Annotated in this window: 21 protein-coding genes; 11 read left to right on the top strand and 10 right to left on the bottom strand. The window is 62.2% G+C overall.

Translation table 11 applies throughout. The annotated features are described in order from the left end of the window. Window positions 1-57: 57 nt before the first annotated feature. The 4 genes from AC56QX_RS23550 to rimO all read left to right on the top strand — a co-directional run bounded on the left by AC56QX_RS23550 (window position 58) and on the right by rimO (window position 3,575). Window positions 58-756 carry a DUF2161 domain-containing phosphodiesterase gene (locus AC56QX_RS23550; RefSeq protein ID WP_497110927.1) on the top strand — a complete coding sequence of 233 codons (699 nt, stop codon included), beginning with the start codon at window positions 58-60 and terminating at the stop codon, window positions 754-756. A gap of 56 nt (window positions 757-812) precedes the next feature. Then, window positions 813-1,220, top strand: a complete 408-nt coding sequence (locus tag AC56QX_RS23545; protein WP_497110925.1) for a DUF930 domain-containing protein — start codon at window positions 813-815, stop codon at window positions 1,218-1,220. A 189-nt stretch (window positions 1,221-1,409) separates the two neighbouring features. After that, window positions 1,410-2,096, top strand: coding sequence for a TerC family protein (locus AC56QX_RS23540; protein WP_497110922.1), 687 nt, complete (start codon window positions 1,410-1,412; stop codon window positions 2,094-2,096). Window positions 2,097-2,261: 165 nt separating this feature from the next. Beyond that, the gene (rimO, locus tag AC56QX_RS23535) at window positions 2,262-3,575 is read left to right on the top strand and encodes a 30S ribosomal protein S12 methylthiotransferase RimO (RefSeq protein WP_497110921.1); all 1,314 of its coding nucleotides are present in this window, start codon (window positions 2,262-2,264) and stop codon (window positions 3,573-3,575) included. A gap of 75 nt (window positions 3,576-3,650) precedes the next feature. Here the strand turns inward: rimO and AC56QX_RS23530 are convergent, their stop codons facing one another. The 8 genes from AC56QX_RS23530 to AC56QX_RS23495 all read right to left on the bottom strand — a co-directional run bounded on the left by AC56QX_RS23530 (window position 3,651) and on the right by AC56QX_RS23495 (window position 11,893). Then, window positions 3,651-4,718 carry a BMP family ABC transporter substrate-binding protein gene (locus AC56QX_RS23530; protein ID WP_497110918.1) on the bottom strand — a complete coding sequence of 356 codons (1,068 nt, stop codon included), beginning with the start codon at window positions 4,716-4,718 and terminating at the stop codon, window positions 3,651-3,653. 50 nt (window positions 4,719-4,768) lie between these two features. Continuing rightward, window positions 4,769-5,689, bottom strand: a complete 921-nt coding sequence (locus tag AC56QX_RS23525) for an ABC transporter permease (protein ID WP_475450808.1) — start codon at window positions 5,687-5,689, stop codon at window positions 4,769-4,771. Next, window positions 5,689-6,819: an ABC transporter permease gene (locus AC56QX_RS23520; RefSeq protein ID WP_497110916.1), complete on the bottom strand. Its 1,131-nt coding sequence runs from the start codon at window positions 6,817-6,819 to the stop codon at window positions 5,689-5,691. Before AC56QX_RS23520 ends, AC56QX_RS23525 begins: the two co-directional genes overlap by 1 nt. Continuing rightward, on the bottom strand, window positions 6,816-8,393 hold the full coding sequence (locus AC56QX_RS23515; RefSeq protein WP_497110915.1) for an ABC transporter ATP-binding protein: 1,578 nt from the start codon (window positions 8,391-8,393) through the stop codon (window positions 6,816-6,818). The genes AC56QX_RS23520 and AC56QX_RS23515 overlap by 4 nt, the downstream gene beginning before the upstream one ends. Before the next feature lie 133 nt (window positions 8,394-8,526). Then, complete coding sequence (locus tag AC56QX_RS23510; RefSeq protein WP_497110914.1) at window positions 8,527-9,504, bottom strand: quinone oxidoreductase family protein; 978 nt, start codon at window positions 9,502-9,504, stop codon at window positions 8,527-8,529. 27 nt (window positions 9,505-9,531) lie between these two features. Further along, a complete protein-coding gene (gene pcsA / locus AC56QX_RS23505) occupies window positions 9,532-10,353 on the bottom strand; it encodes a phosphatidylcholine synthase (RefSeq protein ID WP_497117853.1) in 822 nt (273 codons plus the stop codon). Between the two features lie 23 nt (window positions 10,354-10,376). Next, window positions 10,377-10,991, bottom strand: a complete 615-nt coding sequence (locus AC56QX_RS23500) for a DUF1326 domain-containing protein (RefSeq protein WP_027045083.1) — start codon at window positions 10,989-10,991, stop codon at window positions 10,377-10,379. 14 nt (window positions 10,992-11,005) lie between these two features. Then, a complete protein-coding gene (locus AC56QX_RS23495; RefSeq protein WP_497110912.1) occupies window positions 11,006-11,893 on the bottom strand; it encodes a DUF2182 domain-containing protein in 888 nt (295 codons plus the stop codon). A gap of 111 nt (window positions 11,894-12,004) precedes the next feature. On the opposite strand from AC56QX_RS23495, the gene AC56QX_RS23490 reads away from it, so the two are divergent. Then, the gene (locus AC56QX_RS23490) at window positions 12,005-13,219 is read left to right on the top strand and encodes a UbiH/UbiF family hydroxylase (RefSeq protein ID WP_497110910.1); all 1,215 of its coding nucleotides are present in this window, start codon (window positions 12,005-12,007) and stop codon (window positions 13,217-13,219) included. Between the two features lie 149 nt (window positions 13,220-13,368). Further along, the gene (hspQ, locus tag AC56QX_RS23485; protein ID WP_027027770.1) at window positions 13,369-13,692 is read left to right on the top strand and encodes a heat shock protein HspQ; all 324 of its coding nucleotides are present in this window, start codon (window positions 13,369-13,371) and stop codon (window positions 13,690-13,692) included. A 110-nt stretch (window positions 13,693-13,802) separates the two neighbouring features. Here hspQ and AC56QX_RS23480 read toward each other — a convergent pair whose 3' ends face one another. Beyond that, window positions 13,803-14,432 (bottom strand): invasion associated locus B family protein, encoded by a 630-nt coding sequence (locus AC56QX_RS23480; RefSeq protein WP_497110907.1) that lies wholly within the window; start codon window positions 14,430-14,432, stop codon window positions 13,803-13,805. A 232-nt stretch (window positions 14,433-14,664) separates the two neighbouring features. On the opposite strand from AC56QX_RS23480, the gene AC56QX_RS23475 reads away from it, so the two are divergent. The 5 genes from AC56QX_RS23475 to mgtE all read left to right on the top strand — a co-directional run bounded on the left by AC56QX_RS23475 (window position 14,665) and on the right by mgtE (window position 22,223). Continuing rightward, a complete protein-coding gene (locus tag AC56QX_RS23475; protein ID WP_497110905.1) occupies window positions 14,665-16,485 on the top strand; it encodes an extracellular solute-binding protein in 1,821 nt (606 codons plus the stop codon). Between the two features lie 16 nt (window positions 16,486-16,501). After that, window positions 16,502-17,182, top strand: a complete 681-nt coding sequence (locus AC56QX_RS23470) for a DsbA family oxidoreductase (RefSeq protein WP_497110903.1) — start codon at window positions 16,502-16,504, stop codon at window positions 17,180-17,182. A 737-nt stretch (window positions 17,183-17,919) separates the two neighbouring features. Beyond that, the gene (locus AC56QX_RS23465; protein ID WP_497110901.1) at window positions 17,920-18,321 is read left to right on the top strand and encodes a DUF6252 domain-containing protein; all 402 of its coding nucleotides are present in this window, start codon (window positions 17,920-17,922) and stop codon (window positions 18,319-18,321) included. A gap of 373 nt (window positions 18,322-18,694) precedes the next feature. After that, window positions 18,695-20,587: an ABC transporter ATP-binding protein/permease gene (locus AC56QX_RS23460; protein WP_497110899.1), complete on the top strand. Its 1,893-nt coding sequence runs from the start codon at window positions 18,695-18,697 to the stop codon at window positions 20,585-20,587. Between the two features lie 271 nt (window positions 20,588-20,858). Next, entirely contained in the window at window positions 20,859-22,223 is a 1,365-nt protein-coding gene (gene mgtE / locus AC56QX_RS23455) for a magnesium transporter (RefSeq protein WP_497110897.1), read from the top strand. 54 nt (window positions 22,224-22,277) lie between these two features. On the opposite strand, the gene AC56QX_RS23450 is transcribed toward mgtE, so the two are convergent. Next, entirely contained in the window at window positions 22,278-23,441 is a 1,164-nt protein-coding gene (locus AC56QX_RS23450; protein ID WP_497110896.1) for a serine hydrolase domain-containing protein, read from the bottom strand. Window positions 23,442-23,450 lie beyond the last annotated feature (9 nt).

Genomic DNA, 23,450 nt, shown 5'->3' with positions numbered 1-23,450 from the left:
CAGCGCTTTCCTGAAGCCAGAAGGCTTTTTCTCGTCGAATCGGCTAAGCCTTGCGGCATGAACGAGACCTCACTCTATGCGCCGGTGAAGCGGTTCCTCGAAAGTCTCGACTTCGTCGTGAAGGGTGAGATTGGCGGCTGCGACATCGTCGCGTTGCGCGAGGGCGAGCCGCCGATCGTCGTCATCTGCGAATTGAAGCTGCAGTTCAATCTGGAACTCGTGCTGCAGGGCGTCGACCGTGCCGCCGCGTGCGACGAAGTCTGGCTGGCGGCGCGCATGTCGGCACGCGGCAAGGGGCGCGAAAGCGACGCCCGGTTCCGCAATCTCTGCCGTCGGCTTGGCTTCGGCGTGCTTGGTGTGACAGCCAGTGACAAGGTCGAAGTGCTTGTCAGTCCTGCCGCGCCGGAGCCGCGCAAGAACGCACGGAAGCGCTCTCGCCTTGTCGACGAACATCAGCGGCGCCGCGGCGACCCTGTCGCCGGCGGAGGATCGCGCAATCCGATCATGACCGCCTACCGCCAAAGCGCCCTCACCTGCGCCGCCGCGATGGTTGACGGACCCAGACGGCCGCGCGATCTGAAGGTCTTGACGCCGATCGCGCCGAAAATCCTGCAGCATAATGTCTATGGCTGGTTCGCGCGCGTCGACCGCGGCCTTTACGATCTCACCGATGCCGGCCGCGCCTCGCTGGTCCGTTGGCCGCAGAGCGCGCACGATGCGCCTCGACACGAGATTTTGATTGCGCCGACCCCCTGAAAGCGGGGGCTTGCCGAGCATGAAGCGGCCCTCTTAGTTGATTTTTCAGACAAAACATGCTGCTTGTCCCGCCCATGAAGACACTCTGCATGACGGCCATTGCGTCCTTGGCGCTGGCTTTTCCGGCCAACGCGATGGACAACGCCTTGCGCAACGGCCTGATGAAACTTGATCCGCAAACACGCCTCGAGCAGCGCTGCGATGCCGAAGTCCTGGACCGGATCACCCACGATGACCGCAAGTTCAAGGCCGACCGCGTCGTCGCCTACGCCTTCGCGACGCCCGAGATGAGCGCCGATGCGATCAGGAGCCCTGGTGCGGCGTTCCGCAGCAAGGGACAATGGTACCGGCTGAAATTCAAATGCCAGACCGGCCCGGATCATATGGAAGTCCTGCAGCTGCGCTACCGGATCGGCGACGAAATTCCGGAAGCCGACTGGGCGAAGTACAATCTCTACGACTAGTTTTTCCACACTCGCAGCGGCGCAAGCGTTCGAGCGGCGAGAACTGAAAATCCCCGGTAATCCCACTGTAACAAAAGTGGTTTCCCAACGTTGTCCGATGCAGCGTCTTGACGCCAGCGGACCATGCCTTTAGGCCCGTTTGGATAGTCGACGACGACACTCGGCGAACAGGCAAGGGCTTCCAGATCTATGGAAATATTCACTGCCACGGGCTTATCGGCTCTTCTTCAGGTCATAGCCATCGACCTTGCTCTGGCGGGCGACAATGCCATCGTCATCGGTCTCGCCGCGGCTGGCCTGCCGGCAAGCCAACGGCAGCGCGCCATTCTCGTCGGCATCGCGGCGGCCACCGTGCTGCGCATTTTCTTCGCCCTGATCACGCAATGGCTGCTCACCATTGGACCCATGCTGCTTATCGGCGGCGGCCTGCTGTTGTTGTGGGTCTGCTGGAAGATGTGGCGCGAATTGCGTGTCAGCCACGAACAGGAGCGCGACGCGACCGAATCTCTGTCGAATGGTGATTTCAACAAGGACGGTGTCATCGGTGGCAAGGGGCCGAGCAAGACCTTCTCGCAGGCTGCCTGGCAGATCGTCATCGCCGACGTTTCGATGTCGCTCGACAACGTTCTTGCCGTAGCGGGAGCGGCGATGAACCATCCGACGGTTCTGATTGTCGGACTGGTCCTGTCGATTGCCCTGATGGGCTTTGCCGCCTCGTTCGTCGCGCGCCTCCTGCACAAATATCGCTGGATCGCCTATCTCGGCCTGGCGATCATTCTCTACGTTGCGGTGAAAATGCTGCTGGACGGTGCGGTACAACAGTACCCCGATCACTTCGCTTTCCTGGCGCCCTGGTTCGGGTCGGGCGGGCATTGATCCATCCCGATGGCGCGGACCAGCCTGTTGGCCGGTTTGCTTGATTGCGCAACCCATGCTATTGCGCCGCGCGTATTGGCTCCTGCCACACGCCACAGACCGAAATTTACAGCGACTTGAGGCCGGACCAGCGTTTCGGCCCCTGCCCCCATTGGAAACTTGCCTATGTCCGCCCCTCGCGTCAGTTTCGTCAGCCTTGGATGTCCGAAGGCGCTCGTGGATTCCGAGCGCATCATCACGCGCCTGCGCGCCGAAGGCTATGAGATCGCCCGCAAGCATGACGGCGCTGATCTCGTCGTCGTCAACACCTGCGGTTTCCTCGACTCCGCCCGCGACGAGTCGCTCAATGCCATCGGATCCGCGCTTTCGGAAAACGGCAGGGTCATCGTCACTGGTTGCCTCGGCGCCGAGCCGGACGTGATCCGCGAGAAGCATCCCAATGTGCTGGCGATCACCGGGCCGCAGGCCTATGAGAGCGTGATGGCCGCCGTGCATGAGGCCGCCCCTCCTTCGCACGATCCCTACATCGATCTCCTGCCGCCGCAGGGCGTCAAGCTGACGCCGCGCCACTATGCCTATCTCAAGATTTCGGAAGGCTGCAACAACCGCTGCACCTTCTGCATCATCCCGGCGCTGCGCGGCGATCTCGTTTCGCGGCCGGCTGCCGATGTGCTGCGCGAAGCCGAAAAACTGGCCAAGGCCGGTGTCAAGGAGTTGCTCGTCATCTCGCAGGACACCAGCGCCTACGGCATCGACATCAAGTACCAGACGTCCATGTTCGGCGATCGCGAAGTGCGGGCGAAATTCCTCGACCTGTCGGAGGAACTGGGCAAGCTCGGCATCTGGGTGCGCATGCACTATGTCTACCCCTACCCGCATGTCGCCGACGTCATTCCGCTGATGGCCGACGGCAAGATCCTTCCCTATCTGGACATCCCGTTCCAGCATGCGTCGCCGCAGGTGCTGAAGAACATGCGCCGCCCGGCGCACGGCGAAAAGACGCTGGAACGCATCCGCGGCTGGCGCGATGTGTGCCCGGATCTCGCCATCCGCTCGACCTTCATCGTCGGCTTTCCCGGTGAGACGGACGAGGATTTCGAGATGCTGCTCGACTGGCTGGACGAGGCCAAGATCGACCGTGCCGGCTGCTTCAAATACGAGCCGGTCAAGGGCGCCCGCTCCAACGACCTCGGTCTCGAACAGGTACCGCAGGAAATCAAGGAGGCACGCTGGCACCGCTTCATGCAGCGCCAGCAGAAGATTTCCGCGACGCAGCTGGCCAGGAAGGTCGGCAAGCGTCTGCCGGTGCTGATCGACGAGGCGCACGGCACCTCGGCAAAGGGCCGCACCAAATACGACGCCCCGGAGATTGACGGCTCGGTCCACATCCAGTCGCGTCGTCCGCTGCGCCAAGGCGACATCGTCACCGTCAAGATCGACCGTGCCGACGCCTATGACCTCTATGGTTCGGCTGTCTGAGCCTTCAATCAGCTTCTCCAGACAAAGAAAAGGGCGCCTCGCGGCGCCCTCTCCATATTCGGTACGTGATGTGCCTTATTGCGGCAGCTTGTCGTCGACCCCCTTGACGTAAAAGTTCATGCCGAGCAGCGTGCCGTCATCGGCGACTTCACCGTCCTTCAGCCATGCCGAGCCGTCCTGCTTGGCGATCGGTCCGGTGAAGGGGTTCCAGCCGCCGGCGATCTTCTTCTCGGTCGCCTCGGCCATCGCCTTCACGTCGTCGGGCATGTTGGTGTAGGGCGCGAGCTTGACCGCACCGTCCTTGATGCCAAGCCAGACATTGTCCGGCTTCCAGGTGCCGTCCAGCGCTGCCTGGACCCGGCTTGTGTAGTAGGGACCCCATTCATCAGTCAGTGAGGTCAACTGCGCGTTCGGCGCGAACTTGATCATGTCGGAGGATTGGCCGAAGCCGTGCAGCTTGCGCTCCTCGGCCACCTGCAAGGCAGCGGTCGAATCGGTGTGCTGGACGATGATGTCGGCGCCCTGGTCGAACAGCGCCTTGGCAGCGTCGGCTTCCTTGCCCGGATCGAACCACGAATTGACCCAGACGATCTTGGCCTTGAAGTTCGGGTTGATCGACTGCGCGCCGAGCATGAAGGAGTTGATGCCCATCACCACTTCCGGGATCGGGAAGGAAACGATGTAGCCGGCGACGCCGGACTTCGATTCCTTGGCGGCGATCTGGCCGAGCACGTATCGGCCTTCATAGAAGCGGGCATTGTAGAGGCCGAGATTGTCGCCGGACTTGTAGCCGGTGGCGTGCTCGAACATCACTTTCGGGAATTTCTTGGCGACCTTCACCTCGGCGTCCATGAAGCCGAACGAGGTGCCGAAGATCAGCTTGCAGCCTTCGCGTGCCAGGCGCTCGAAAGCGCGGTCGGCATCGGGACCTTCGGAGACGTTCTCCAGATAGGCGGTCTCGACCTTGTCGCCGAGCGCCTTCTCGACCTCGAGCCGGCCTTGGTCGTGCTGGTAGGAGTAGCCGAAATCGCCGATCGGGCCGGTATAGACCCAGCAGGCCTTCAACTTGTCGGCAGCCTCTGCGGACGCGGCCAGCGACAAAGCCGCTGTTGTCGTCATCAGGGCAATAAGCAGTTTTTTCATTGTGTTACCTCTCTGTGTTAAGCCTTGGAGCTTCCCGTTTGTTATTATTGTCAACGATCCGGAACGAATGGCTGCCCCAGGGATGCCGGCGTGTTCATCATCGTCAGACGCTTGTTGCGCGAGATTAGAACGAGAACCACAACGGTTGCCAGATAGGGCAGAGAAGAAAGCATCTGCGAGGGCACCGGAATGCCAAAAGCCTGTGCATGAAGCTGGCCGATCCACACCGCGCCGAAGATGTAGGCGCCGGCCAGCACCCGCCACGGCCGCCAGGACGCAAACACCACCAACGCCAGCGCGATCCAGCCGCGGCCCGCTGACATGTTCTCTACCCATTGCGGCGTGTAGACCAGCGACAGATGGCCGCCGGCCAGACCGGCGCAAGCGCCGCCGAAGATGACCGAGAGATAGCGGTAGCGGATGACCTTGATGCCAAGCGCATGCGCCGACGTGTGACTGTCGCCGATCGAGCGCAGCGTCAGTCCGGTACGCGTCTTGAACAGGAACCACATCACGGCCGCCGTCAGCGCGATCGAGATGTAGAAGATAGGATCCTGGCCGAACAGCAGCTTGCCCACGACCGGGATTGAGCTGAGGCCGGGAATGTCGAGATTGGGCAGCCGGACGCCTGGCTGGCCGACGAAGCTCGTGCCGATCATGCCGGAGAGGCCGAGGCCGAGCAGCGTCAGCGACAGGCCGGTCGCCACCTGGTTGGTGGCCAGCGACAGCGTCATGACGGCAAACAGCAGCGAGAACAGCGCGCCCATGACGATTGCCGCCAAAAGGCCGATCCAGGGCGAGCCGGTCAGGTAGCCGGCGCCGAAGCCGCCTACCGCGCCCATGATCATCATGCCTTCGACGCCGAGATTGAGCACGCCGGAGCGCTCGACCACCAGTTCGCCGATCGCCGCGATCAACAGTGGGGTCGCTGCCGTGGCGATGGTCAGGAGGATGTTGACGGTGATGTCCATCAGCGGGCTTCCTTCAACTTCGGCGCCGCTTCGAGCTTCGCCGCGCCTTCTTGTTTCGTCAGCGCCAGGCCGATCAGGCGGACGCGGTAGTGGATGAGCGTGTCGCAGCCGAGCACAAAGAACAAAAGCATGCCCTGGAACACCCTCGCCACCTTGTCGGAAATACCGAGCGCGCTTTGCACCGCCTCGCCGCCGAGATAGGTCAGCGCCAGCACCAGACCCGCGGCGATGATGCCAAGCGGATTGAGGCGACCAAGGAACGCCACGATGATGGCGGTGAAGCCGTAGCCGGGCGAGATCACCGGCTGCAGCTGTCCGATGGCGCCGGAGACTTCCGAGATGCCGGCAAGTCCGGCCAGTGCGCCAGACAGCAGGAAGGCGAAGAACACCATGCGGTTGAGGCCGAAGCCTGCGAAGCGCCCTGCCCGTGGGCTCGAGCCCAGCACGCGGACCTCGAAGCCCTTGAGCATGCGGCTCATCAGGATCCAGACCAGGACCGCGGCAACCAGGGCGAAGACGAACCCCCAGTTGGCGCGTCCGGCATCCGGCATCAGTTCCGGCAGCACGGACGCGTCGCCGAACCGGATCGTCTGCGGGAAACCATGGCCCTGCGGATCGCGCCATGGGCCGCGCACCAGCCAGTCGAGGAAGAGCTGGGCGACATAGACCAGCATCAGGCTGGTCAGGATCTCGTTGGTGTTGAACCGGGTTTTCAGAAACGCGGGGATCGCCGCATAGGCCGCACCGCCGACCATGCCGAGCAGAAGCATCAGCGGCAGCACCAGTGGGCCTTCGAATTGCGGAAACAGCACCGGAATGGCGGAGCCGAAGATGGCGCCGAAGACGAACTGGCCCTCGGCGCCGATGTTCCAGATGTTGGCCTTGTAGCAGACCGACAGGCCGACCGCGATCAGGATCAGCGGTGCCGCCTTGATCGCCAGCTCATGCAGCTGCCAGACCTGGCTGATCGGCTCGATGAAGTAGATCCGGAACGCGGTCAGCGGATTGACGCCGAGCAGCGCGAACAGAACCGCGCCGGCAATGATCGTGAGCGCGAAGGCGATGAACGGCGACAGGGCCGAAAACAGCACGGAGCGCTGCGGGCGTTTGACGAGTTCGAGGCGCATCATGCCGTCTCCAGCGTATGTTCGGCGTGGCCGGGCTCGGCGCCGCCCATCAGCAGACCGACCTTCTCGAAGGTCGCCTCGGCGATCGGCATCGGCTTGGACAGCTCGCCATTGTGCATGACCGCGATCGCGTCCGAGATTTCGAACAGCTCGTCGAGATCCTGGCTGATCACCAGCACCGCCGATCCACTGCGCGACAGTTCGATCAGCGCCTGCCGGATGTGGGCGGCGGCACCGGCATCGACGCCCCAGGTCGGCTGGTTGACCACCATGACGCTTGGGCGGCGGTCAAGCTCGCGGCCGACGATGAATTTCTGCAGATTACCGCCCGAAAGTGCTGCCGCTTCCGGATCCGGCGCGCTCTTGCGTACGTCCATCGCCTCGATGATGCGTTGAGAGGCGGCGTAGATAGCACCGCTCTTGACCATCCCGCCGGTGCCGACAAAGGCCTTGCCGTCGGTAGCATGGCGCGACAGCAAAAGGTTTTCCGAGAGTTTCATGCGGGGCGCGGCACCATGGCCGAGGCGCTCTTCCGGCACGAAGGCGGCACCCAGCAGGCGCCGTCCGGTGATGGTGAGGCCACCGGCATCCTTGCCACGGATGCGCACCGAGGCGGCATCCTGCTGCAACACCTCGCCGGAGACGGATTCGAAGAACTCGCCCTGGCCGTTGCCGGCGACACCGGCAATGCCGATCACCTCGCCGGCGCGGACATTGAGGCTGATGTTCTTGAGCGGAATGGAGAACGGCGTCGCCGGCTTGCGGCTGAGTCCGCGGATTTCGAGCAGCGGCTGTGCGGTTTCGATCCCTTCGACCGGCGCACGCACCACGGCCTGCACCTCGTTGCCGACCATCATGCGGGCGAGTGAGGCGGCTGTCTCCTCGCGCGGGTTGCAGTGGCCGACCACCTTGCCATGCCGCAACACGGTGGCGCGGTCGCAGATGCGTTTGACCTCTTCGAGCCGGTGCGAAATGTAGAGGATCGATTTGCCTTCCGCGCGCAGCCGCTCCAGGGTCTCGAACAGCTTGTCGGCTTCCTGCGGCGTCAGCACCGACGTCGGCTCATCCAGGATGATGAGCTGCGGCGTCTGCAAGAGGCAGCGGATGATCTCGATGCGCTGGCGCTCGCCGACCGACAGGTCGCCGACCAGCGAGTCCGGATCGAGCGGCAGGCCGTAGCTGAAGGAAAGCGCCCTCGCCTTCGCGGCAATGCTGCTGATCGGCGCGCCGTCATCCAGGGACAGCGCGATGTTCTCGGCCGCGGTCAGCGCCTCGAACAGCGAAAAGTGCTGGAACACCATGCCGATGCCGAGCTTCTTGGCAGCACCCGGGCTGGTGATCCGCACCGCCTGGCCGTTCCAGAAAATCTCACCGGAATTGGGCTCCAGCGAGCCGAACAGCATCTTGACCAGCGTCGACTTGCCGGCGCCATTCTCGCCGAGCAGCGCGTGGATTTCACCCTTGGCGATGTTGAGGTCGATATGATCGCACGCCGTCAGCGTGCCGAATATCTTGGTCAGGCCACGAACCTCAAGCAGGTTCGCCCCGTCATGATCTGCACTCACAGTGCCTCCCATCTGGTTAGCCAGATATGTTCTGTGTTCCCGCAAGCATGGTAGGCGCCGCCGGCTCTCAACGGAAAGCGGCACGCGTCTTGAAAGAGCTTCAAGAATTTCAGCGGAAATTCAAGGGATAGCAAGCCTGGCGGGACTAAGGGATGAGAATGGTCGTCCCTGTTGTCCTGCGACCCTCAAGGTCGGCATGCGCCTTGCCCGCATCCTTCAGCGCATAGCGCTGGTTGATCTGTATCTTGACGGCGCCGCCGAGCACCACCTCGAACAGCGCAGCCGCGGAGGCATCGAGGTCCTCGCGTTTTGCATTGTAGACGAACAGCGTCGGCCGGGTCGCGAACAGCGAGCCCTTCTGGGCCAGCAATGACATCGAGAATGGCGGGATCGGTCCGGAGGACTGGCCGAAGCTGACGAACATGCCGAGCGGCTTCAGACAGTCGAGCGAGGCCGGAAAGGTGTCGTTACCCACCGAATCGTAGACCACGTCGCATTTTTTGCCACCGGTAATGGCCGCGACGCCGGCGACGAAATCCTGCTCCTTGTAATTGATGACATGGTCGAAGCCGTGCGCCTTGGCGAGCTCGATCTTGTCGGTCGAACTTGCCGTGCCAATGACCGTCGCGCCCAGATTTTTCGCCCATTGGCCGAGAATGAGGCCGACGCCGCCGGCTGCGGCATGGAACAGGATCGTGTCGCCCGCCTTCACCTTGAAGGTGCGGCGCAAGAGATATTCGGCGGTCATGCCTTTCAGCATCATCGCGGCGGCCTGTTCGTCGCTGATGCCGTCTGGAATCTTCACCACACGGTCGGCGGCGATGACGCGTTGCTCGGCATAGGCGCCGACATTCGTCGAATAGGCGATCCGGTCGCCCGGCTTCAGCCAGTCGACGCCCTCACCGACCTCTTGCACCACGCCGGCGGCTTCGCTGCCTGGAATGAGCGGAAAACCGCCGGGCGGCGGATAGAGCCCGGAGCGATGATAGACATCGATGAAGTTGAGGCCGATCGCCGTATGCTTGACCAGGATCTGCCCAGAACCCGGCTGGCCGGGATCGGTGTCCTCATAGGTCAGAACTTCCGGGCCGCCATGGGCGTGGATGCGGATCGCTTTGGACATAGATTGACTTCCTCTGGGAGCGGCTGATCAGGCCTTCTTGGCGCCGAGATTTGGAAAGAACTGCATGATGCCACCGATAGAGGCGAGGTAGAGCCCGCTGATGGTGATGCCGATCTTGATGAAAGTGCTGACCTGTTCGCCCAGCACGCCGATCTGATCATAGAAGGCGGCAAGCGCCGCCTGCGCAAGCGCAAGCGCGCCGAAGGCGCACCACAAAAGCGTCATTGTCAGATTGATGCGCCGCAGCCGCACCACCCGCACCGGATGAATGAAATTGATCGGGACGAACGTCAGGATGCCGGCCACTACCACCACCGCGAACGAAACCCATTGTCCCGGCTCGATGACGAACAGCGTGAACACCACCATGTTCCAGACAACCGGGAATCCCTTGAAGAAATTCTCCTTCGTCTTCATGCCGGTGTCGGCATAATAGATCGCACTGGAGACGACGATGATCGCCGCCGACAGGAATGACAGGCCCTCGCCCATGAAGCCGCGCTGGTAGAGCGCGAAGGCCGGAATCAGCACATAGGTCACATAGTCGATGATGTTGTCGAGGAGTTCGCCCGACCAGGTCGGCAGGATTTCCTTGACCTCGAGCTTCCTGGCGATCGGCCCGTCGATACCGTCGACGAACAGCGCCAGGCCAAGCCACCAGAACATTGCCGTCCAGCGTTCCTCACTCGCCGCCACCAGCGACAGGAAGGCAAGGAAGGAGCCTGACGCCGTCAGCAGATGGACGGAGAACGCCCTCGCCTGCGGCCAGGTGACTTTCTTCTTCGGTCGCGGAATCCGATCCGTAAGCTTCTTGGCGGCTTTTCGTGCCGCCAGGTTCCTGGCCCCCATATTCCTGGCGGATGTGTTCTTGCTCACGGGCCCCGCCAATCCAGCTTGCAGATTTCGGCCGAGCGGCCAGCAAAATTCCAGTTGCGGCCAAAGGCCCGCATCTTGCTCTTGTCGGACCTCGCCACGATGATCTCCGGTGCGATCCAGTATTCCGAATTCGTGATCACTGTATCCTTCTCGCGATCCTTGCCCGCGATTGGCGTAACCGCCCCGTCGATGATCTTCGGTATCTGGAAGATACGCGTCTTGTCGCGCGTCTCATAGGTGATCGGCACCTGTTCGACACCCAGGAATTTTCCGACCAGGATCGACAGCAGCGACGTGGTCCCGCCTGCCTTGCCGGTGAAGATCTTCGTCAATGCCTTGACCGCGTATACCGAGGCGCGTTTGTCGATGAAGAGGCCGGCGGTCCAGTTGCCGCGGCTCATATAACCGGGGATTTCCATGATCAGGCCAAGGTTGAGGCCGGAGAGGTCGACCTCGCCGAAATGACCGGCGTCGATACGGAAACCCGCCCAGGTCTGGCAATAGCCCTCGGTCGGTGGGTGGCTGCCGAGCGACAGCACGCAAGGGCAAAAAACCGTGCAATTGCAGGAGAGTACAAGCTCTCCTTTCATTGCCCAGCCCTGATCTGTCATTGAATTTCCCCCACTCACAACGAGACTACTAGCAGCGCGGCTGCCCAGACAAGCAGTATCGCACCGGCCAGCCGGGTTGGAAGGCTGCCCGTCGTCTGTTTTTCAATCAGGGTGAACAGGCCGATCAGCGCCATCCAGAAGATGTTCATCACGCCGACGGCAAACATCACCAGCATCAGCGCCCAGCAGCAGCCGAGGCACCAAATGCCTTGTGCGACGCCAAGCCGGAAGACGCGGACGGCTTTGGCGCTCCAGTTCGAAAACAGGATCGAGAACGGGTTGCGGCATTTCTTCAGGCAGGCCTCCTTGAGGCCGCTGAACTGGTAGAGGCCGGCAACCAGCAGCGCGAGAGCGCCGGCAATGCCAAGCACCGGATCGTAGATTTCGCCGGACGCGGCGAAAGTGTGCATGCCCAACGTCAGCGCTGAAAACAGCATCGAGGCGGCGAGCCAGACGCCGAGATAGCCGGCAACCAGCACCAGCGGATGGACGACCGGCTCTCCTTTTATCCGGGCCGTATCGGCGATCTCGCAATAGGTACGGATCATTGGTGCCGCGGACGGCAGCATCGCGGCGATCGCCATCAGGAACCACATCAGGACAAGCGCCAGAGCGCGCACTCCGATGCCTGCGTCCACCGGCGCCGGCGACAGGCAGAGCGCGAAGAACCGCTCCAGGAAATCGGGCAGCGGCATCTGTGGCAGACCGCGCAGGAGCGTGTCGCCGGGCGCGCTGCCCCGGGCTTCGGCACCTCGAATCGCCATCGCGGCGAGCGACAACCAGGCGAGCGCGATGCCGGCGCCCACAACGACATTGACCGTCAAGCGCGGGTTGCGCGCAATATCAGCCGTGGCGCGGCCGGCGCGGTCGAGATGGCTGAAATCGTCCTGATGGCCGGTCATGCCCCCGAATGGGCCGAATCGCCGCGTTGATCAAGCGGCATGATCTGACCTATATGCTGCTTGACTGGCAGGTCTGGTGGCCGCCTCGCATCGCAAGCCGAAAGCCGATCCTTGGAGCATCAGGAAACAGCGCCGATACTGATTGCCGGCACCGGGCCCGCAGGGCTGATCGCGGCGCTCGCTTTCGCCGATGCCGGCTTCCCGGTGACGCTTGTCGGGCCTGAGGCGTCGGCACCTGATGGCCGCACCACGGCGCTGATGAACCCTGCCCTGAAAGTGCTTGAGCGGCTTGAGGTCCTCGAAGACATCAAGCCCAAGGCCGCCCCCTTGAAAATCATGCGCATCGTCGATGCGACCAGCCGGCTGATCCGCAGCCCCGTCGTCACCTTCCGCGCCAGCGAGATCGACGAGGACCAGTTCGGGCTGAACCTGCCCAACAGCGTCTTTGGCCCGGCGCTTGCCGGCAAGGTGGCCGCGCATTCCGGGATCGAATGGCTGAGGTCGATGGTCAAGACCTGGCGTCTCGATGCCGACAAGGCTTATGCCACCCTCGCCGACGGTGGCGAGGTTGGGGCGCCGCTGGCGGTCGCTGCCGATGGGCGCCTGTCGCCTGCACGCGAGGCGGCGGGCATTTCGACCGCCGCGCGCTCCTATCCTCAGGCGGCGCTCGTGCTCAATTTCGGCCATAGAAGCGAGCATGCCTTCACCTCGACCGAATTCCACACCGAGACCGGTCCCTTCACACAGGTTCCGTTATCAGGCAATCGCTCAAGCCTCGTCTGGGTGGTCAAGCCCGAGACCGCCAAGGAGCTTGCCGCACTGGATGATGCAGCCCTCTCGCTGCGGGTCGAGCAGCAGATGCAGTCCATGCTGGGCCGGGTGACGGTAGAGCCGGGCCGCCAGATCTATCCGCTTTCGACGGTGACGCCCTTGCGCTTTGCACAGCGGCGGGTGGCGCTTGTCGGCGAAGCCGCACATGTATTCCCGCCGATCGGCGCGCAAGGCCTCAACCTTGGCATCAGGGATATTGACGATCTGGTTGGAATTGCTGCTGAAAATCGTGGTGACCCTGGCGCGGCCAAGGCCCTTGCCACCTACGATTTCAAGCGCCGCCCCGATATTCTGGCCCGCAGCAGCGCTGTCAATCTGCTCAACATGTCGCTGCTCTCCGATATGCTGCCGGCGCAGATGGCGCGCGGCGCTGGTCTTAGCGTGCTCGGTGGTTTTGCACCGCTGCGCGCCTTCTTCATGCGCGAAGGGCTTCGTCCCGGCAGTGGTTTTGCAGCACTTGCCGGCGGCCTGCGAAAACCGATGCGGCAGCAGTAGCGATCTTGCGGACTTTATCGCGACATCGCCATGTCAATCAAAAACCTTTGCGCCGTATTCTGCGTAGCTTGAGGACGCTCAAACGCTTCGGGATTGAATTGACTCGGAGTCTGCGCCAAATAAAGTCAAGGAATTCAGTGGTGAGTACGATGAAAACAGCCAAATTCGCGATCGGACAGGTGGTTCGACACCGGCTGTTTCCATTTCGGGGCATCATTTTCGACGTCGATCCGCAATTCGCCAACACCGACGAATGGTACGAAGCCATCCCCGCCGACGTGCGGCCGCGCAAGGATCAGCCATTCTACCATCTGCTCGCCGAGAATTCGGAAACCGAATACATCGCCTATGTGTCGGAGCAGAACCTGCTCGAGGATCAGTCGGGCGAGCCGGTCCGCCATCCGCAGATCAAGGAGATGTTCGACAAGAAGCCGGACGGACGCTACGAGCCGAAACGGCAGTCCAGGCACTGACGTCCCGGCATTCCGGCCATCCGTCAAGATATCCAGGCCATGGCCAGGAACGAAAAAAAGCGGGGCATGGCCCCGCTTTTTCTTTGACTCGAGAATGCCCGAGCCGGTGATCAGTTGGCGGTCTTGGCCTTGTCCTGCTCATCCTTGAGCTTCTTGGCGAAGTCCTGGTTGTTCTTGGCGACGAAGTCCTGGAGCTTCTTCTGCCGGTCCTCGATGTCCGACTGCTGCAGCGGTGGGCCGTCATAGGCGCCGCTGAAGCCCTGCAGGGCGATCTTGATCGGGTTGGCCTGGTTCTGGAAATTGATCGAGGTCAGCGTGATCCCCTGACCTTTCTTGAACGAGGCGACGAGCTGGTCGGTCAGCGGCACTTCAGCCACGCAACGATCGGGGAAGCAGATCACATAATCGAGCTTCACGGCCTTGCCGGTATCGATCTGCAGGCCGATGCCGGGAGGCACGAGGCGGCCGGTCGGGACCGTCACCTGGAACACCTTGCGGTTCACCTTGCCCTTGAGTTCGATCAGGCTCACGCCGGTGACGAGCTGGCCGTTGCCGGCAGTGACGATGTTCTGGACGTTGCAGATGTCGACGTCTTCCTGCTTGGTGCAGGCCTTGAACCAGCCCTGTGGGATCTGCGGCTGCTGCTGTGCGGAAGCAGAGGGAAGTCCTGCGCCCAGAAAGCCGACCACGCCCGCGGCCATGACCGAAAGGCGGTACGCATTGCTGTTCAGGCTCGTCATGTCGTGCACTTCCTCTCAAATGATCCCGGAACCGGCTTCTCTGCGCCGTGTGGTCCAGCTACCTGTTGCCGAAATGAGGCAACAGGATGACTTCGGTCGGCGTGTTACACTGCAAGCGGTGCCGAATCCAGCCCGCTTCCTGTAATTCTTGATGCCACCATTAGTCGGCACGCAGCTGCCTCATGCTAGGGTGCGCATCGAATCATCAAGCCGACCTGTTAAGGAGACGGTCATGGGCCGCGTTCTTGTTTGGCTGATCACCGCGACATTGCTTTTCACCCTTTCGCCGCGGCCGGCCATGTCGGAACCGAAGCATGCCATTGCCATGCAGGGCGAGCCGGCACTGCCGCCCGACTATACCCACTTCGACTACGTCAATCCTGACGCGCCGAAGGGCGGCAACATTACCTATTGCGTCGTCGGTAGCTTCGACAACCTCAACCCGTTCATCCTGAAAAGCCTGCGCACGACGGCGCGCGGCATGATGGATCTGAACTACGGCAACCTCGTTTTCGAGCCGTTGATGCAGCGTAATTACGACGAGGCCTTCAGTCTCTACGGCTTGCTCGCCGACAGCGCGGACATGGATCCCGAGCGCAAGTCGATCGAATTCCATCTCAACCCCAAGGCAAAATGGTCAGACGGCGAGCCGGTGACGCCGGAGGATGTGCTGTTCACCTACGATGTCTTTACCGACAAGGGCCGCCCGCCCTACAACGCACGCATGAGCCTGATCGCCAAGCTTGAAAAAACCGGTGATCACAGCGTGCGCTTCACCTTCAATGACAAGGCCAATCGTGAAACGCCCCTGATCATTGCGCTGACGCCGATCCTGCCGAAACATGCCTTCAACAAGGAGACTTTCGACAAGACAACGCTGAAGCCGCTGATTGGCAGTGGACCTTACACCATTGCCCAGGTGGCGCCCGGCCAGCGCATCGTGTTCAAGCGCAACGCCGATTATTGGGGCAAGGATGTCCCGGCCAAGCGCGGCTTCGACAATTACGACCAGATCACCATCGAATATTTCCTCAACGCCAACGCCAAGCTCGAGGCCTTCAAGAAAGGCCTCTGCGCCCTCGACGACGACAGCGATCCGGTCAAGCGTGAGCGCGATCTGGATTTCCCGGCCTTCCACAGGGGTGACGTGGTCGCCGAAACCTTCGACACCGGCATTCCGCCCGTCGTGACCGGTTTCCTGTTCAACACGAGGCTGCCGAAGTTCGCCAATCCGGTGGTTCGGCGCGCGCTCGGCATGCTCTACGATTTCGAATGGGCCAACAAGAACCTGTTCGGCGGCAAGTACACGCGCACGATGAGTTATTGGCAGAACTCCGAGCTTTCCGCGCTCGGCCATCCGGCCGACGACAGGGAAAAGGCGTTGCTCGCCCCCTACCCCGGCCGTGTGCCGCCTGACGTCATGGACGGCACCTGGAAACCGCCGGTGACCGACGGTTCGGGCCAGGACCGCAAGGTGTTGAAGACCGCTTTCGATCTCCTGAAAAGCATCGGTTACCATGTCCAGGACGGTACGATGCTCGATCCCGACGGCAAACGTTTCGGATTCGAGATCCTGACCGCTTCACAGGACGAGGAACGCCTGGCCGGCATCTATCAGCGCACTCTGGGGAAGATCGGCATCAACGTCAGCATCCGCAGCCTCGACGGCGACCAGATCCAGTCACGCAAGCAGCGCTTCGATTTCGAGGCTCTGATCGGATCCAGCGGCTTCAACAATTCGCTGTCGCCAGGCTTCGAGCAGCTCGGACGCTGGAGCTCCGAGGCGGCCAAGGCCGAAGGCTCGTTCAACCTCGCCGGCGTTGCCGATCCGGCGGTCGATGCGGCGATCGAAGCGATGCTGCGCGCCCGATCGAAGGAGGATTATGTCGCCGCCGTTCGCGTTCTCGACCGGCTGCTGATCTCGGGCTACTACATGGTGCCGATGCAGTACAACACGCAGCAGTGGCTTGCTTACTGGAATTATCTGGAACATCCGAAGAAGACCCCCATATTCGGCTATCAGCTGCCGACATGGTGGCGCAAACCGAACTGACAATCCGGAGATCGAGATGAGCGAAGCGAACGCCATAACCGTCGATGTGGTGTCGGACGTCGTCTGTCCCTGGTGTTTCATTGGCCAGAAGCGGCTGGACAAGGCGGTCGCCGCAGTCGGCGATGTCGATGTGCATATACGCTGGCGTCCGTTCCAGCTCGATCCGACCATTCCGCCGCAAGGCAAGGACCGCCGCGAGTACATGCTGGCCAAGTTCGGCAGCGAGGAGCGCATCCGCGAGATCCATGCCAGTATCGAACCGCTTGGCGAGGCCGAGGGCATTTCCTTTGCCTTCGATGCCATCAAGGTCGCGCCGAACACGCTGGATGCGCATCGGCTGATCCGCTGGGCTGGTGCCGCCGGCGAAGCCGTGCAGAACAGGCTGGTCCGTCGCCTGTTCCAGTTGAATTTCGAGGAGGGCGTCAACATCGGCGACCATGCCGTGTTGGTCGCAGCCGCCCGCGAGGCCGGCATGGATGCGTCCGTGGTCGCCACACTCCTGCCGACCGACGCCGATGTCGAAGCGGTGCGCACCGAGATCGCCACGGCGGCGCGCATGGGCATATCGGGCGTGCCGTGCTTCCTGCTGGAAGGCAAATATGCGGTCATGGGCGCTCAAGACGCCGACACGCTGGCTGATGCTATCCGCCAGGTGGCGGCGGCCAAGGCACGGGGCGAGTTGGACAAGGTCGGCTGAGGCCAGCCGCTTCCGCGCGTTGCAGAGCCTATTGCACCGTCACCTTGGCTTTGCTGACGAAGAACCCGTGACCATTGCTGCCTCTGCAGGTCAACCCCTTGGTCGACGACTGGCAAGTGAACGGCCCCTGGCTCCAGCTGTTCCCATAGTCAAGCTTGTCTACGTCGCTGCAACAGCTCTGTTCGCCGGGGTTCTTGATTAGGGTGGCCGGCCCTTTTGGGCCGAGGATTACGGTCACGTAGCTTGGCTCAACCCGGGAGCAGCTCAGTTCCGGACCGCCGTCCTGTGGTGAATAGGTGCTAGTGCCGCCTTTCGGCGTGTAGATACAGCCAATGTTACCAGAGGGAGCATTGAACTCGACTTGCCTTCCGAACTTGCCGGAATGGATTGATCGCCGGCATGCGCCAGAGGCAGCCAAGCGAAAAGCAACAGGATTGCGGGTGCGGCTGCGCGTGCAAGCATTGGTAAGCTTCCTTGTTGGAGAACCTGATATGCATTGGTGCCGACAGCCCCGGGCTAGGTTCAACCTCGTGTACGTATTTTGTTAAACGGCACTCTTCGCACGACGATCTGGTGAATCGCCGGCAGGCAAGGTCTGCGCTATTGTCCTCGGCATGGTTGATCGACCGGGGACGCTCTTGCTCATGCAACTTCGTGGTGTTTCATGCCTGTTGCTTTGCCTCACAGCCCTGGCCGGCCCGCAGTTCATATCGGCCGCAGACGCCGGGGACGCGGCCATGACCGCCAGTTTCTGCGGCAAGCCGTGGACGGCATCCTTCGCCCAGGGCACGACGCTGGAGATGGCAGGCAAACCGGTGCTGAACCTGTCGGGGACCCAACAGGGTTCGCCGACGATGACATTCAATTCGATGCTGGTGCTGAAAACGCCAGGCGACTATGTCGGCACCTATCCGTTCGGCGGCGGCTTTCCCGCCAATGGCGCCAACTTCAATATCCTCGATTCCGGCGCCACGGTTGGGCATGTCAGGTTCAAGAGCGGTGAAGTGGTGATCGAGACGTACGACCCTGCCGCAAAGACCGTTTCAGGTCATTTCTCAGCCTCTGGCAAGGACGATGACGGCAAGGAAGCAGACATCAAGGACGGTCTGTTTTCGGGAATTTTGGTTAGCCCGCAATGAAAGTTCGGCCCACCCGGCACGCCAAAATGAGTCACAAAATCGTGTGAGAGCCTTCCCTAGGGGAAGGTGGAAGCGTCTTGAAAATTACTTGGTAAGCATCTGACATCGTTGCGTTAAATCGCGGTTTCGCCGGCTTCCATGCGACGTCCGGAAAGGCTGTTCTGTTGCCTTGCCGCCACGGCCGGCACTTCAGTCCCGCCGACCCCCTAGAAAAATTAATGGAAAATGATCAATTGGTGTTACCATCCGTAACAAAACAAAAAAAGGTTTGGGCGGGATCGTGATTCGGATCGGCAAACGATCGCAGGAGTCAGTACCGGATAGACTACACAGCGGCGCCGCAGGGCCGCCGCAATTGACGCCGGTATCCTCGATGCGCAGTTTCTGGGGGCTGATGAAAGCCTACTGGTTGTCTGACCACTGGAAGGAAGCCTGGACGCTCACCGTCGTCATCGCGCTGCTGACGGCGCTTTCCAGCAAGGCCGGCGTCTGGTTCGCCGTGGCATTGGGCGAGTTGGGCAATTCGATCGCCTTCTTCCACGATGCCGCCAACACCAACCCGCTGCAGGCAATTCTGACCAATGCCGGCATATTGGTGGTGTTGGTCGTGCTCAAGGATGCCGGCTTCACCGGCGTGCGCGGTCTTGTCTCCGCAACCTTGCACCGAAAATGGCGCGGCTGGCTGAACAGCCAGTTCAACCAGGCTCTGCTCGACGGCAATCATACCCATTTCCATGCCCAGCATGGTTCGGCGGCCGGCGGTATCGTGGCGCCCGACAACATCGACCAGCGCATCCAGGAATCGATCAAGGACATGACCGGCGGGGCGATCGGTCTCGCCATGGGCGTTCTGGGTGTCGCGACCTCGCTCTATTTTATCGGCGAAAATCTGATCGGATCCTCGGTCGAGGTTAAAGGGCTGGAGTTCCTCGGCAGTTATGGCAGTGCAGTGCTGGCCTTCCTCGCCGTCGCCATTTACGTGCCGCTGAACACGTGGATTGCGGTCAGGCTTGGCCGCCTGCTCGAGCGGCTCAACATCCGCATGCAGCAGGCCGAGGGCAGCTACCGCAGTGAACTGACGACATTCCTGCGCCGCAGCTTCCATGTCGCCGCCTCGCATGGCGAGGGCGTGCAGAAGTCGATGCACGACAGGCTCTACGTCGATATCGATAAAACCTGGGGCAGGCTCAATGTCGTCAACAACAGCTACACGTCGTTCGAGCTGATCTACAACTTCGTCGGCGCCCGGATCGTCGCCTATGGCCCCGGTCTCGTGTCGTTCATCCACAATCGCCTGGACTACAAAGGCTATATAACCGGCTCTGAAATGGTCGCCCAGCTGATCAGCCAGTGCTCGTGGTTCATCCACGTCATGCCGGCCATTGCGACGCTACGCGCCAACAGCCAGCGTGTCACCGAACTGGCGAATGCGATCGAGGATGTTCAGCATCCGCAGGAGTTCTACAGCAAGACCGGCCGTTCCGACTTCCACTATGCCAGCCAGAACCCAGTCTTCGGCCTGACCATCCAGAAGCTCGAACTGGCGCATCAGGGCGAGGATGCGACGCCCTTCCTCAGTGCCGCGAACCTGCGCTTCCGGCGCGGCGAGTGGACCTTCCTGAAGGGCGAATCCGGTTGCGGCAAGACTTCGCTGATCAAGGCGATAAACGGCCTCTGGCCCTACGGCCACGGCACCATCGTCTTCCCTGACGGGGTGAAGAGTTTTTATGCCGCCCAGGAGGTCAAGCTCCCGCAGGTGTCGCTGAAACAGCTGGTCTGCCTGCCGGGCTCCGAACAGGACCATGGCGATGCCCAGGTCGCGTCAGCGCTGCACAAGGCTGGTCTGGGCGACTTCATTGAACAAATGGCCAATGAAAGCCGCGAGGGCAAAAGCTGGGATCAGGTCCTGTCGGGTGGCCAGAAACAGAAGCTTGTGGTGGCCCGCATCATCCTGCAGCAGCCGGGGCTGCTGTTCCTCGACGAAGCGACCGGTGCGCTCGACCCGGAGGGCAAGATTGCCTTCCATCAGGCGATCAAGGACAACTGCCCCGATGTCACGGTAATCAGCGTCATGCACGAAGCGGTGGCGCCGCGATCGGCTGCTGGTACCGAGTTCTACCACTCGATCGTCTTGATCGCCGACAGCGTCGCCACCAAGAAGCCGCTGGTTCCGACGCTGCCTGTCGAACTCACCACGATCCTGGCGCAGCCACGACCGGTCGAGGACAAATGGCTGCGTTTCTCGCGTCGGCTGAAGCAGAAATAGCGGTTATTTCACCGCGACTTGCCAGGTATTACGGCAGTCGGCGATCACAGTGTCGCGATCGGAGCTATCAGGCGCCGATTTCCTTCCTCACAACGATTGACTCGGCAAGGCGCGCTCCTATGTTGCGCCGGCTTGCTGATAGTCAAACGCGAACCCGCAAGCGGAAAGGTCACCGCGCCATGCCTGGCGACAGTATTAGTCGAACGCAACCGCCGTCCGCCTAGACGTGACCTGAATGGTTCATGTCCTGCCGGACGGCAAGGAGTGAGCCATGAACGATTTTCCCACTGTAGCGGACGACGAGGCCGTCGCCATCGCCCGCATCCTTGCAAACGACCACGCCGCCGACGTGGTCGAGGCGCTCAACCATGAATCGCGCGAAACCGCGACGGATCTGCTTTGCGCCGTACCCTTCGAGCGGCTGGTCGAGATTTTCGATCAGCCTGAACTCGATGCCGCGCCCGAACTCGTAGACGCCCTGCCCCGCCCCAAGGCAAGCAAGCTGCTCACCGCAATGTCAGTCGACCGTGCGGCCGACATCCTGCGCGAACTCGAGGAGCCGGCACGTTCCGAACTGCTCGGTGCACTGGCGCCGCCGCTGCGCGCGACCCTGCTTTCCATCCTGGGCTATCCCGAGGGCAGCGCCGCATCGATCATGACGACCGAGTTCGTCAGCGTTCCCTCGGACTGGACCGTTGGGCGCACACTCGATTATATCCGCAAGGTCGAGCGGACGCGCGAAACCGTCTACGCGATCTACATCGTCGATCCCGAAACGCACCTCCTGGTGCGCTCGACCGGCCTGCGTCGGCTCATCACTGGTGAGGCGGACGACCCGATCCTGTCGGTAGCGCCGGACCGCGTGCCGGTGACCGTCACGCCGCTGACCGATCGTGAAACCCTGGCGCAGACGATCTCCAAATACGATCTGCTCGCCGTCCCGGTCGTCGACCACGGCAAGATCCTCGGCATCGTCACCATCGACGACATCATCGATACGATGATCGAGGAGACGACCGAGGACGTGCACCGCTTCGGCGGCATGGAGGCGCTCGACGAGCCCTACATGAAGATGAGCTTCCTCTCCATGATCAAGAAACGAGGCGGCTGGCTGTGCGCGCTGTTCATCAGCGAAATGCTGACCGCCAACGCCATGCAGAGCTACGAGGGTGAGCTGGAGAAGGCGATCGTGCTGACGCTGTTCATCCCGTTGATCATGAGCTCCGGTGGCAATTCCGGCTCGCAGGCGACCTCGCTTGTCATCCGGGCGCTGGCGCTGCGCGAGATCGGCCTGCGTGACTGGTGGCGGGTGGCGCTGCGCGAACTGCCGACCGGCCTCGTGCTGGGCGCCATGCTCGGCGTGGTCGGCATCTGCCGTATCGCGCTCTGGCAATATATGGGCTTCTACGACTATGGGCCGCATTGGCCGCTGATCGCCACGACGGTGGGCGCCGCACTGGTCGGCATCGTCACCTTCGGCTCTTTGTCGGGCTCGATGTTGCCGTTTGCCTTGAAACGGATCGGCTTCGACCCGGCCAGCGCTTCGGCGCCGTTTGTCGCCACACTGGTCGATGTCACCGGGCTGGTGATCTATTTCTCGGTGGCGCTGGTCATTTTGCGCGGCACCCTGCTCTAGCAGCATCTGTCCCCGCCGTCGGCGATGGTCGACGGCGGTTCCGCCCTGCCCGTCTCAGGCCTGCCTGCCATAGATCGCGTCGCGGAGTGCATCGGGGAAGGTGCCAGTCATCCCGGCTATGGCTGTGTTGGTCAGCGCCACCACCGTCAGGTCCAGCGCCGGATCCACGAACCAGGAATGACCGTAGACGCCGCCCCAGCGCCAGGTGCCGGCGGTTTGAGGCGTCGATGCGGCGAGCGGGTCGCGCAGGACGCCAAATCCGAGACCCCAGCCCCAGCCGGGCAGGCCGGTGTCCAGGCCCGGTATCGCGTCCGCGACCATCGCCGCGGCCGTTTCGGGGCGGATGACTGGCCCGCCGCCCGAACGCAGCGCTTCAAGCAGCTTGAGGACATCGCCGGCGGTGCCGTTCATGCCGGTACCACCCGAGGCGAAGGAAGCGGGATCGAAAACACGGCCGGGCGAGAATGAAATGAAACCGTCACCGAAAGGCACACGATGATGTTCACCCATCGCGATAGCCTTGCCGGGCCCGTCGGCGTAAGGCGTCACCAGCCGGGATCGATCGCGCACGGTAAAGGCCGCGTCTTGCATGCCGAGCGGCTGGACGACCAGGCGATCGACCAGCTCGGGCAGCGAGGCGCCAGTGGCTCTCGCCAGGGCCTCGCCCAGCACATCCATCGCCACCGAATAGCCCCAGCCCGTTCCCGGTACGCAGGACAGCGGCACCGAGGCGATGCGGCGAAGATTCTCTGCCATGGAAAGGCCGGGCTGGTCGAGGCCGTCGGAGACGCCGGCGCGATGATAGGGTCCGTCTGCCGCCTGGCGGAAGCCATAGCTCAGGCCGGCCGTGTGGGTCAGCAGCTCTCGGATGGTGATGACAGGCTCGCTGCCATCCGCCAGCTTCGGCCGGAACTCGGGGATGAACTTCGCCACTGTATCATCGAGGCCGATCACGCCAGCTTCGACAAGGGCAAGCGCGGCGGTCGCGACGACGGGTTTGGTGACCGACGCAAGCCGAAAGATCGCGTCCGGCGTCATCGGTTTCTGCGCTTCGCGGTCGGCAAGGCCGGCGGCGCGGCTGTAAAGGACTTCGCCTCGCCTCGCGACGAGGATCACGGCGCCGACAATGCGCCCCTCCTCGACGGCGCTGTCGATGACCTGATCGACACGCCCGCCAAACCCATGATCAAGCGGTGTGGAGTTGGTGGAGGCGGACATTGAGCTCCC

The sequence above is a fragment of the Mesorhizobium sp. RCAM 06353 genome (assembly GCF_059683585.1).
The sequence above is the reverse complement of the archived record's forward strand: the minus strand, read 5'-3'. Positions and strand labels throughout refer to the sequence as shown.

Excerpts from the sequence above, each read along its gene's own strand:
- pcsA (WP_497117853.1), bottom strand. The coding sequence starts at position 10,353 with ATGGGGGCCAGGAACCTGGCGGCACGAAAAGCCGCCAAGAAGCTTACG.
- rimO (WP_497110921.1), top strand. The coding sequence starts at position 2,262 with ATGTCCGCCCCTCGCGTCAGTTTCGTCAGCCTTGGATGTCCGAAGGCG.
- AC56QX_RS23525 (WP_475450808.1), bottom strand. The coding sequence starts at position 5,689 with ATGGACATCACCGTCAACATCCTCCTGACCATCGCCACGGCAGCGACC.
- AC56QX_RS23470 (WP_497110903.1), top strand. The coding sequence starts at position 16,502 with ATGAGCGAAGCGAACGCCATAACCGTCGATGTGGTGTCGGACGTCGTC.
- AC56QX_RS23550 (WP_497110927.1), top strand. The coding sequence starts at position 58 with ATGAACGAGACCTCACTCTATGCGCCGGTGAAGCGGTTCCTCGAAAGT.
- AC56QX_RS23545 (WP_497110925.1), top strand. The coding sequence starts at position 813 with ATGCTGCTTGTCCCGCCCATGAAGACACTCTGCATGACGGCCATTGCG.
- AC56QX_RS23515 (WP_497110915.1), bottom strand. The coding sequence starts at position 8,393 with ATGGGAGGCACTGTGAGTGCAGATCATGACGGGGCGAACCTGCTTGAG.
- AC56QX_RS23520 (WP_497110916.1), bottom strand. The coding sequence starts at position 6,819 with ATGATGCGCCTCGAACTCGTCAAACGCCCGCAGCGCTCCGTGCTGTTT.
- AC56QX_RS23540 (WP_497110922.1), top strand. The coding sequence starts at position 1,410 with ATGGAAATATTCACTGCCACGGGCTTATCGGCTCTTCTTCAGGTCATA.
- AC56QX_RS23450 (WP_497110896.1), bottom strand. The coding sequence starts at position 23,441 with ATGTCCGCCTCCACCAACTCCACACCGCTTGATCATGGGTTTGGCGGG.
- AC56QX_RS23495 (WP_497110912.1), bottom strand. The coding sequence starts at position 11,893 with ATGACCGGCCATCAGGACGATTTCAGCCATCTCGACCGCGCCGGCCGC.
- AC56QX_RS23465 (WP_497110901.1), top strand. The coding sequence starts at position 17,920 with ATGACCGCCAGTTTCTGCGGCAAGCCGTGGACGGCATCCTTCGCCCAG.
- AC56QX_RS23500 (WP_027045083.1), bottom strand. The coding sequence starts at position 10,991 with ATGACAGATCAGGGCTGGGCAATGAAAGGAGAGCTTGTACTCTCCTGC.
- AC56QX_RS23530 (WP_497110918.1), bottom strand. The coding sequence starts at position 4,718 with ATGAAAAAACTGCTTATTGCCCTGATGACGACAACAGCGGCTTTGTCG.
- hspQ (WP_027027770.1), top strand. The coding sequence starts at position 13,369 with ATGAAAACAGCCAAATTCGCGATCGGACAGGTGGTTCGACACCGGCTG.
- AC56QX_RS23460 (WP_497110899.1), top strand. The coding sequence starts at position 18,695 with ATGCGCAGTTTCTGGGGGCTGATGAAAGCCTACTGGTTGTCTGACCAC.
- AC56QX_RS23480 (WP_497110907.1), bottom strand. The coding sequence starts at position 14,432 with ATGACGAGCCTGAACAGCAATGCGTACCGCCTTTCGGTCATGGCCGCG.
- AC56QX_RS23475 (WP_497110905.1), top strand. The coding sequence starts at position 14,665 with ATGGGCCGCGTTCTTGTTTGGCTGATCACCGCGACATTGCTTTTCACC.
- mgtE (WP_497110897.1), top strand. The coding sequence starts at position 20,859 with ATGAACGATTTTCCCACTGTAGCGGACGACGAGGCCGTCGCCATCGCC.
- AC56QX_RS23510 (WP_497110914.1), bottom strand. The coding sequence starts at position 9,504 with ATGTCCAAAGCGATCCGCATCCACGCCCATGGCGGCCCGGAAGTTCTG.